The sequence below is a fragment of the Shewanella sp. 11B5 genome (assembly GCF_002836795.1).
Classification (GTDB): Bacteria; Pseudomonadota; Gammaproteobacteria; order Enterobacterales; family Shewanellaceae; genus Shewanella; species Shewanella frigidimarina.
Map to the genome: position 1 here is coordinate 1 of NZ_PJAP01000283.1, position 11,438 is coordinate 11,438.

Sequence of the window (11,438 nt, forward strand, 5' to 3'; positions counted from 1 at the left end):
CTAAAGTCATCCACATCTACGGCTAAAGTAGGCAGATGTTCTAGCATCGAAGTTGGCGCTAACGCAACGGTTTCAGTGCCACTCACGACTGGGGATAAATGCAGCTTTTTCGCAACCACTTTGATGCCTTGATCGCGCCAGTTAGGATAAAAATCGATACGCCCTTCAAACTGTTGTGAATCAGCATCAACGCGCCACACATGTTCAGTGGGTTGAGCATCAAAATGCAGTTTATCAAATGATTGTCCCAATACATTTAATTGGCCGATGTTGGCATGAATACCGGCTAATGTGGGAAATGCAGGTGCTTTAGCGTCAATCGATGAGGTGGTATTTTGTTGTGCCGCAACACCAGGTAGCTCTGCAGTCGATAATATACGGTCGCGTACCGATGAGGTGATCACTTCAGGTTCTGCGGTAGCACTAAAGCGATTAATAAGCGGAAGCCATTGCGCTAAATCCACTTTTGGCATATCTAAATGTAGATGCCCTTGTTGCTTATTTAAGTTATCACCTAGTCTAAAGTGACGACCAATCATGACATCATAAAAGGCAAGCTGACTGCCACTATCAGCATTAAATCCGCCCCAAAACTCCACATCATTACCCAGTTTAATGCTCAATGATGATTGTTTGTTATCGCCAATAAGATCTGCGCTCAGTTTTCTCGGCTCGTCTGCCGATTTTTGATAAGGCATCGGTAAATCCAATGACGTACCGATAAGATCAGAATTAGCGGAGACTTGTAAACTATAACCACTTGGGTCAAAAATCATGGTTAACCCGCCATTCCAGTCTAGTTGTCCATGATACGTTTCTGTCAGTGGGTTATCTAAACTGGCAGGCAGAGCATCAAGATCCCATTTACCACGCATATCGACATTCAATGCTAAATTGCTGTTGTATTTTCCGGTTTTTACGCTAAACGTTAACGGTTGCTGAAATAATCGAGCCTTAATATTTTTACCTTCAATCAATTGATTCACAAAGCTCACTTGCCCAGATACACCCTGTAAATCTAAGCCGGGTGTGTTAATAAACACTGGATTATTATTAAGGGTAACTTGGCCTTTAATTAATTGTTCACCCCCTTCATATAAGGGAATGGAAAGATCTAATGTGGTATTAATTTGCTTTTGGATCTGCACCACGTCTAACGTTGCCCCGACAGAATCCTGCAATGAAGAAGCATTAATCACCTTAGTGGCGGCTTGCGCATCGGTAGTGATATCAGCTTCAACTCTTAATAAAGATTCTTTACCAAGATGTGGAATAGAAACTCGTGCACCATCCACCACCACGTTATCGAGTTTGCCCTGGTCAATATGCAAATCCATCATGTCATTTTCAAACAATGCAGAAAGCGTTAGCGAACTAACGGCAGGCCAATCTGGTTGGAATTTAAAGATGCCTTTATCAAGGGTAAAGTCGGCTTGAAATACGCCACTGCTGTCTTGATAAGGGTAATCGCCTAATGCACCATGCCAAACAACTTGCGCATCGTTAATCTGCCCTGCCACTAAACCATCATTAAGGTAGGTGGTTAAATTAGGGCTCATCGCCATTAATGGAAAATAACGCCCAAGATGGGAAACATCATTTATAGTGACATGGGCCGCTAAGCCCATATGTGTTTGTTGGGAAAACTCAAGATTCAAACCGGCTTGCAGGGCAATATCATCATTAATAAATTCAATGTTGGGTACTGTTAAACGTTGCTCGCCGAGATTATAACGCCCCGTAATTGGGCTGCCGCGCATTGCAATTGGTTGACTAAAATCACCGCTAAAATCGAGCGAATATTCCTGCTCTGGTAATGCAAATTCAAGTTGATTATTGGCCCAGGTTAATTGAGCATCAACAGGGCTAATGCCAGGTATTGATTGATAAGGTTGCCACTGTAACTGCTGTAACTCGACTTTGGCGATAATAGGTTTGTCGGCCGATTTATACAGCCTCATCGGCCCAATTAGCCCTTGAGGATTGAGTTGTTGCCAAATGTTCACTTGCTGCTTACCCAAATCGGGCACTAACGGCAACATTGGGGTTAAGTTTGCAGGAACAATCTGGTTAGCATAACCAAAAAAATCCCCCTCGCGAGTACCTATGGCCAACGTCAATGATGGCCAAGTTTGATCGTTAGTTGATAAATCTAAATCGTGACTGTCGATTTTCCAGCCATCGGTTTGTGGGGTCCATTGCAATGAACCAGAGTTAATAGCAAACTTTTGCTGAGTGTCGGCATCGCGCCATTGTAGCCAACTCGGTTTAAAAACCAATATACCATCACGAATTTGACGATTGGCGAATGTCATCCACGCATCGAGGTTTATCACACCTTGAAATTCAATATTATCAGTGTTTGTTTGAGCGGTATGCTGCCTAGAAGCCCATTCACCTAAGTCTAATGAGTCTGCGGTAACATAAAGCTGGCCTGCTACAGTATCGGGTTGATAACCATCACCAGTAAGGTCAATGCGTAATGTTAATTGTTCTTGCTGCGACTTAAGTCGATCGACGTGGATCATACCTTGTGCTTGGTGACGATTAGCGGTGTTTTGCCATAGCAGATTATCGATAAAAATTGGTTGATAAGCATGTTGCTTACTCACCAGTTGTAAGGACGCGTCGGTAATTGAAAAATGCCCCAGCTGTTCTAATAACAAACCATATAACCAATCAAGATTAGCTTTATCGCCCACTGTAGGCTGGCCATCACTAGCCGTTAACTCATCAAGGTTTAACGCCACTTTAACGCCATCAAATACCACAGTTTCAATCTGTGGGCTTAAGGTGAAAAGCGACTGCCAAAAATCGAGTTTGATATGCACATTTTCGCTAATAACGGTAATCGGTAGATTATCTTGTGGCGGTAAGACTAAATTATTAACGGTAAGTGCTGGCCCAAAAGCTTGCCACTCTGCACTCAGTTTATCCATCTGCACATGCAGTTGGTATTCGCTTTCAAGATAATGAATTAACTCAGTACGGACTTCAGGAATATGAGGCAATAAACCACGAATAAGGCTCACTACCAGTGCAAAAAGCACCAGCGCGATAGCCAAAATTTGCCAACATAATCTGTTGATAGTTACTGCCTGAGTTGTCGACACTACATCATCACCACATCATATTTACTTTGAATGTATAACGGTTCATTTTGCAAACGAATACGCTTACCAATGTAGACTTCTAATTCTGCCAGCAAATGCGATTCATCACCACTAAAGCTCATATACACCGCCGGCGAGCAATAAAGCAAAAATTCATCGGCTTTATATGCTCGGTCTAAACGGATAATCTCTCGAAAAATTTCATAAGACACGGTTTCAATCGTTTTCATGGTGCCGGTGCCTTTACAGGAAGGGCATTCACCACACACCACATGCTCTAAACTTTCGCGAGTACGTTTACGGGTCATTTCCACTAAACCTAAGCCCGAAAAACCACTGACACTGGTTTTGACGCGATCTAACGCCAATGCTGCATTTAAGCTTTCTAGCACCCTCGCTTGGTGTTCCTTACTTAACATATCGATAAAGTCGATAATGATAATCCCACCCAAATTACGTAATCGTAGTTGTCTTGCAATTGCTTGAGTGGCTTCAAGATTAGTATTGAAAATGGTTTCTTCTAAATTGCGATGGCCAACAAATGCGCCGGTATTAATGTCGACGGTTGTCATGGCTTCAGTTTGGTCAATAATTAAATAACCGCCAGACTTGAGTTCAACTTTACGGCCCAAAGCCCGTTGAACTTCGTTTTCAACATCGTACAATTCAAAGATAGGTGCAGGGCCAGCATAATGCTCAATTTTATCCGCAATTTCAGGCATAAACTCTTGAACAAACTGTTGCAGTTCGGCATAAGTTCGGCGCGAATCGACTTGAATATGGTCAAGTTCGGTTCCGACAAAATCACGAATGATCCGCACTGGTAAGGCTAAGTCTTGATACAGTAATGTGACGCCTTTACGCTTACGACGTTCGCTGACTTTAGCCCACACCCGGCGTAAAAAAGCCGCATCTTGAGCAAGCTCATCTTCACCCACATTTTCCGCAGCGGTACGAATAATAAAGCCGCCGTCATCATCAACATAAGGGAGAGTAATATTTTTAAGGCGTTGCCGTTCGTCTTCAAGCTCAATACGTTGTGATACGCCTACATGGCTAGAGCCAGGCATAAAGACTAAATAACGTGAGGGTAAGGTAATGTCAGTAGTGAGGCGGGCGCCTTTGGTACCGAGTGGGTCTTTGACCACTTGCACCATAATGTCTTGCCCTTGACGCACGAGCTCAGCAATATCACGCACCACAAAGTTGCCTTTTTCGACATCAGCAACACATTCAGTATGAGGAACAATATCTGAGGCATGTAAGAAAGCGGCTTTATCTAAGCCAATATCCACAAACGCGGCTTGCATACCTGGGAGGACACGGCTAATTTTACCTTTATAAATATTGCCGACCAAACCTCGTTTCATACGACGTTCGATATGCACTTCTTGTAAAACACCATGCTCGACTAATGCTACACGCGCTTCTGTTGGCGTGACATTGATAAGTAATTCTGTGCCTTTTTTACGTTGTGCTTTTATGTTCATAAGCCACCAGTATTCGGGTCATGCTCCAATCGTAATATTGACAGCAGTTGCACCACCGTAGATGACCGATTAAAGCAAAGGTTAAGTTTGCTGCATCATGCAGGCTAATAATTCACGTGTTTCAACTAACGGTAGACCGACCACAGCAGAGTAACTGCCAGTAATTGATTTAACAAAACAACCACCCAGTGCTTGTATGCCGTAGGCACCAGCCTTGTCCATTGGTTCACCCGAGCCAACATAAGCATCTATGTCTGCCGCAGATAATTCACAAAAGCTCACTTGGGTACGACATAGTCGGTTAAAGGTATGTTCACCGTCTGTTAATGCTACCGCGGTCATCACTTCGTGAGTTTGACCGGATAATAATGCCAGCATACGCTTGGCATCATTTTGATCTATTGGTTTGCCTAATATCAGACCATTTAACACCACTATCGTATCAGACCCCAGAACTTGAGGCTTAACCACATGACTGCTAAGCGCTAGACCCGCTTGGGCTTTTTCAAGTGCGAGGCGACATACATATTGCTCTGCGGTTTCAGTCGACAAAGGTGTTTCATCAATATTGGGTGCGACGAGCTGAAATGAAAAGTCGAGATGACTAAATCCTGCTTGTGCCAATAATTCTTTTCTTCTTGGTGATGTTGAAGCCAGTACCCATGCCATCGGTTATTTACTCTAATTAGTGTACATTAAAATCATACTCACTTTAGTGTGTATGGATTAACGTACTTTATAATGGCGGCGCATATTGCGTAACACCCAAAACACCCACCACCAAATAAATAAACTCGAAATAGCGGGTAAAAACATGTCCACATTAAATGGGGCTGCGCCAACAACAACAAACTGCACCCAAAATATCACTGCATGATAAATACAAATAAAACATGCAACTAGTAACGACTGTTGCCAGCGAGGATAGTTACGTAACTGTTGGCACAACAACACCACAATATAAATCACTAATGATAATGCTAATGAACGGATCCCAAGATGAGCTCCCAACAACACATCAAGCATCACCCCTAACAACCACGCAGTGAGAATACTGTAACGATGCGGTAGCGCCATGGCCCAATACATCATCACCATCAATAGCCAATCCGGTCGCCAGGCTTCTACCATTTTTGGCAACGGCATAATCTGAAACATCATCCCGATGAATAAGGTCAGCCATACCACTAAGCGACCATTTGCAATATGTGCGCTCATTGGTTTACCTCGCTTGTTACTGGTGTAGTGGTTGTTTCTACGGGTTGAGGTTGGGGTTGGGGTTCTGAAGAATTTGCAGTGGCAGCTGCTTTATCTGCCGCTTCTTTTATTAATTCTTGTACGTCATTAGGCAGCGTAAACGGTTTGGTTTCATCAGGCCAAATAAGCAACACGTATCGAATACGATCTAGCGCTGCCAAAGGTTGAGCATAAATCACGGCATAACTCTGGCCATCATCACGCGACACACTAATAACACGCGCGACGGGATACCCTTCAGGAAAACGATTACCCAAGCCTGAAGTAACTAATAAATCACCCACTATAATGTCAGTACTTTTAGCCACATGACGTAGTTCAATTTGATCAATATCACCCATGCCATTCGCTATTGCCCGCACATCGTTACGGGTAACGCGTACCGGAATACCATGCGTGGTATCTGACACCATCAATACTCGACTGGTAAACTCACTCACTTCAACCACCTGCCCCACAACACCTTGAGCATCAACTACAGGTTGACCAACATAAATGCCGGTTTGCGAACCATGATTTAACACCACAAATTGACGAAATGGGTCACTGGCAACTTCCATGACCTCAGCCACCATTTTACGAGAATCCATGTGCACAGGCGAACCAAGTAATGCGCGTAAACGCTCATTTTCTTGGCGTACATGCTCAAAACGTTGTAAACGTTCTGACATAACCAGTTGTTGGCGTAATAATTCTTTGTTTTGCAGTTCAAGCATATTGCGGGTGGCAAATGCCTCGGCCGACCAGTCGAGCATCACCCCTGGCACATTGGCTAAATACTGTAGAGGACTTAATACTGAGGATAAAGATTGGCGTATAGGATCTAGGCGATTATTGGTCATAAGTAATGCCACCGACAATATAATTGCCAGTGTCAATCTAAATTGACTCGAGACGCCACGAACGAAAATTGGTTTCATAAATTGTTCGCAACTTTGTTAACCCATAAAACGTCATTAACAAAGCCGCTCAGCAGTTGATAATTAGTTCTCTTCAGAGAACAAATCACCACCGTGCATATCAATCATTTCAAGGGCTTTACCACCACCACGAGCTACACAAGTCAGTGGATCGTCAGCAACCATAACGGGAATACCCGTTTCTTGCATTAATAAACGGTCTAGGTCACGTAATAACGCTCCACCGCCAGTTAATACCATGCCACGTTCAGAGATATCTGAAGCTAGTTCTGGAGGTGATTGCTCAAGGGCAACCATTACCGCGCTCACAATGCCAGATAACGGCTCTTGTAATGCTTCTAGGATTTCGTTGCTGTTTAAGGTGAAACTTCTTGGCACACCTTCAGCAAGGTTACGACCGCGCACTTCAATTTCAAGCACTTCGTCACCAGGGTATGCGGTACCAATAGTATGCTTAATACGTTCAGCGGTTGCTTCACCAATTAAACTACCGTAGTTACGGCGCACATAATTGATAATAGCATCGTCAAACTTATCTCCACCGATACGCACTGATGAAGAATACACCACGCCATTCAATGAAATAATCGCGACTTCGGTAGTACCACCACCAATATCGACAACCATAGAACCGGTCGCTTCAGATACGGGCAAACCTGCACCAATCGCCGCAGCCATTGGCTCTTCGATTAGGTAAACTTCACGAGCACCAGCGCCCATCGCTGATTCACGAATAGCACGGCGTTCAACTTGAGTCGCGCCTACCGGAACACACACGAGTACACGAGGACTAGGACGGAAGAAACTGTTATTGTGCACTTGTTTGATAAAGTGCTGAAGCATTTTCTCGGTAACATAAAAATCGGCAATTACGCCGTCTTTCATTGGACGAATAGCTTGAATATTACCAGGCGTTCTGCCTAGCATTTGTTTTGCCTCTCTACCGACTGCAGCAACTGACTTTGGCCCATTGCTATTGCGTTCGCCGCGAATGGCAACCACTGAGGGTTCGTTCAACACGATGCCTTCATCGCGAACATAAATAAGAGTGTTTGCCGTACCTAAATCGATGGATAGGTCGTTAGAAAAAATGCCGCGCAGCTTTTTGAACATGTATCAGGCCTGTATTCTGTGAAATCAGAAGAAGAAAAATCAGCTAACTTTATCAATGACACCCCCATTCTACAAGACCGAACAGGTTAACAATTGCTAATCTGACGTTTTTTTTTATAAAAGTATCTAAAAAAATGCTAATCGGTCAAATTTAATCCTAAAAAGCGTAAAAGAGATGCTTTTTTATTCGGATTATTGACTCACCTCACGCCAATAAATGATCTTATCATGTCCTCGGTAGCGACCAAAGTACGCACTTGCTCTTGGATCATAGAGTTGAGTCGGACTTGCTTGGTCCCAATACCACTTAAGCCAATTCTCCACTTGTAGCGGTGCAGTCACTTGACCCCGATATGCTGCAGAACCGGTGTTTTGCCATAATAAAGGGAGCTGACCACTTGTCATCGGAATGTTCACGGTACTGTTGCCATCACTGCGGGTAACCGTTTGACCAGAAGTTAATAATGGTGTGTATATTTCGCTGCCATCAAGCGGATCGATAACTTGAGTACAGCTATCACTAATGTTCGTTACCCAAGTACTACCATTCCAATATTGGGCATACGTTGGCATGCGTAAAATTTCATTTTCAGGGCCATAAGTATTGTCCATCACCACTCTGCCATGACGAAAATCCTGAGTCGACAACAGTTTCGCGCTGCAGTTACTATTATCAGCACAAATAGCACTGCTGTTGGCTCGCATATCTGGTGATGCAATAAACGACAAGTCACCATCATTATCAAAAGCTTGCACACCAATAGCTAACTGACTAAATGGTCCATCAACACTTGGGGACACTGTACGACTAAAATTAGCTTGATAAGATAATCCTACGTTTGCTTCACCCAACGCCCAAGACCCAGCATTAATAGGTAGAGTGCTTAATCTGCCACTCAAATCTACACCATTGTTAATGTTTTCACCCACAAGGTTTGCAGTACCTTTAGCAAAAGCACCTTGATAATTTTTGGTGATATAAGTACCGGTATTAAATGCGCTCAAAGTCAACGTCAGGCCAAAAGGTTGATCCATATAAGTAAAGCTACCGCAAGATGGCACCACACTTGAACTACTCACAACAAATCGGTCTGGCACAAAGCGACCCATGGTAGGTGATACAGCGAGTGGAATATCATGAAAATTCGAACCCAAATAGCCAAGTGGTGGGTTAGCGGTAAACTGAAACACACCAACTTCGGTTACCGACTGAGACACGGTATTACTGTTAGTGGTTTGCGCAACATGATTGTATCGCGATGAGCCCACAGCACCCAACACTCCTCCGAGCGGATCAATCAATTGATGGCCTAACTCAATTTTTTCATGGGCGTAATTAGGGGTATTTACATTATCGCAGTAATTTGTGTCACCATCCACTTCCCATGCTTTGCCTTGAATAATTAGATCAAATGACTCGCCTGCTTTTTTATATGGATTATAAATACCGTTATTTTTAGACCACTGTGCAGCATTATCTTTGGGGGTAACGCATAAACCTACCGGAAAGCTCACAAACTGATCTGAACCAACCATCACCAAGCCTTGTTCATCACCTGTGCCAGTAAACTTTGCATCTAGCTGCATTTTTCCTGCATCTGGATAGTTAACAATAATATCTGCTTTACCTTCTGCATCAAATGCCAACGCAAGCGTGGTTGCTGCACTACTCTGTTTACCCACCACGGTACTATTTACTGTTAATGACTGGCCATTAATTGGATTGATGGGGTCGATATAAGAGCTCCAAAAATTGACATTTTTAGTGGCTTTGGAAAACAGAGGTACGCACTGTTGAGTGATATCTGAGGTTTTCACTGCACTAATAGTAATGTTGTCAGTTGGCTTGTTTGCCAGCTTATCTGGCACAGCAAAAATAAAACCGCTTTCGGCAAAGCTTAAGGTACAACTTGCTGTAGTTAGCCCTCCCGAACCACGACGGCACAAGGTGTTACTGCCTGCTATGGTTGAAGGAATGGAAGATGTCACCCCAATAGTGGTTGGCGTAGTCACATTGTTGCGTAAAGCGACCGTTGCACTGCCATTTTCAAACCTCACTACATTTGTTTTACTACCGTCGACATACCAAGCACCATTGGAATTAGGAGTAAGCGACAAATTAGCCTCTACGGGATCAGTAAACAAATTACATACCGCATCTTTACAGGCTCTGACCGTCATAGTTTCGGCCTTACAGGTGAATGGTGAATTTGTATAGTCAAACTCAAAATGATGAATTTGTTGACCGACCGGATTGGATTTAAGGGCACAAACCTTAAAGTTATCCATCTCATGATTATTATTGGAACCACCCGTAGAGCCAGTTATAGATAAGTAAAAATCTTTAGGGACAGGAGCTTGCCCCGAGAAACTTAATGCATCAAAAGGAGCGATTAAAGTCACGAAGTCAGCTGGATTACCTCTATTAAATGTATCACGCAGCACTGACACCATGGCTTTACCTGGTGTTCGCGAATCGATGATGATTTTATATTTATGGTTTGGCTGAGCACTGGCCGTATTGCGCACATCAATTCTGGGGGAAATGTTGGCATTAGTACCTGTTAGATATTGGTAATTTGTGCCTGAGGAACCACGGATAGCCACCGCTTGACTTCTAAAGCCTGGTCCACCCACTTTACCTTCGTTGGGGCTAGAAAAATTACCATACTCATCCAGTGCGATACCTAACCAACCACCAGCAAAACCGGGAGTGCCGTTGTTGCGCTGTGCATATCCTAAAGCGCCACCAAAACTACCTGGCTGAGGGGTAATACTAGCGTCAGAAAGAATAATAGCTATACCATCAGCTCCAGTGCCCGACTGGCTCGACCAGGCATAATAGTCAAACTCCAGCTCAACGAGGTTATCTGCTGCGGGAAACAATCGCTGATAAGTACTTGATGTTGCTTGATTGCCTCGAGCAGAGGTAAAACGCAGACGTCCTTCCTCTATTGCAGGCGGCAATGAAGAACCCAACACCTTGAGCGCCCAATCATCACCGACATCAGTGCGATTAAAATCGTCGGTAAAACACGTTAAGGTGTCTACTTTTTTCTCAAAAGCCACAAAACTGTAATTCTCCCAACGATGTTTGCGGTCGCTATCTCTAAAAGTATCTTCGTCAACGACCATACTCACTTTGTCGTTAGTCAACTGACAACGACGAAGCCAGCCGCCATCGCCACCTAAGCGGCTGTTTTTACCCGCAACTAATATAGGGACTCCCTTAAAGCCAATTAAAGGCGTGGTATAACGACATTGATCACTAATATCTTTGGTACCATTATCTGTAAAGGTTTGCGCTTTGCCAAAGTGATAATTAGTACTTTCACCATTCAATGTCATCGTGCCATCGCCTGATTCCAATACTAAATAGCCAATAGTCTCATTTTCAATTTGATTATTGTTCAAATCACCTGGTTGGCATTTTCTATTGTTACTTCTGACCTCTGAAGTATCTAACGCAAGTTGTATACCTGACTTGGTAAATTCTGACGTGCTAGTGAACCAACAATTATTATTTTTAGTTTGGATTTGATTTA

The 11,438-nt window shown here is 43.5% G+C and carries 7 protein-coding genes; all 7 read right to left on the reverse strand.

Going from position 1 to position 11,438, the window contains the following annotated elements:
* Nucleotides 1-3,113 (reverse strand): YhdP family protein (locus tag CXF78_RS05195; RefSeq protein WP_102036183.1); only part of this gene is annotated, 3,113 nt, incomplete at its 3' end.
* Nucleotides 3,113-4,603 (reverse strand): ribonuclease G, encoded by a 1,491-nt coding sequence (gene rng / locus CXF78_RS05200; protein ID WP_059747760.1) that lies wholly within the window; start codon nt 4,601-4,603, stop codon nt 3,113-3,115. The genes rng and CXF78_RS05195, both read right to left, overlap by 1 nt.
* Nucleotides 4,604-4,684: 81 nt before the next feature.
* Nucleotides 4,685-5,272, reverse strand: coding sequence for a Maf family protein (locus tag CXF78_RS05205; RefSeq protein ID WP_102036184.1), 588 nt, complete (start codon nt 5,270-5,272; stop codon nt 4,685-4,687).
* 57 nt (nt 5,273-5,329) lie between these two features.
* Nucleotides 5,330-5,821 (reverse strand): rod shape-determining protein MreD, encoded by a 492-nt coding sequence (gene mreD / locus CXF78_RS05210; protein WP_011639151.1) that lies wholly within the window; start codon nt 5,819-5,821, stop codon nt 5,330-5,332.
* On the reverse strand, nt 5,818-6,780 hold the full coding sequence (mreC, locus tag CXF78_RS05215) for a rod shape-determining protein MreC (protein ID WP_011639152.1): 963 nt from the start codon (nt 6,778-6,780) through the stop codon (nt 5,818-5,820). The genes mreD and mreC overlap by 4 nt, the downstream gene beginning before the upstream one ends.
* A 63-nt stretch (nt 6,781-6,843) precedes the next feature.
* Entirely contained in the window at nt 6,844-7,893 is a 1,050-nt protein-coding gene (locus tag CXF78_RS05220; protein ID WP_011639153.1) for a rod shape-determining protein, read from the reverse strand.
* A gap of 192 nt (nt 7,894-8,085) precedes the next feature.
* Nucleotides 8,086-11,438: DUF6701 domain-containing protein (locus tag CXF78_RS05225; protein ID WP_102036185.1), on the reverse strand; the 3,353-nt coding region annotated here is incomplete at its 5' end.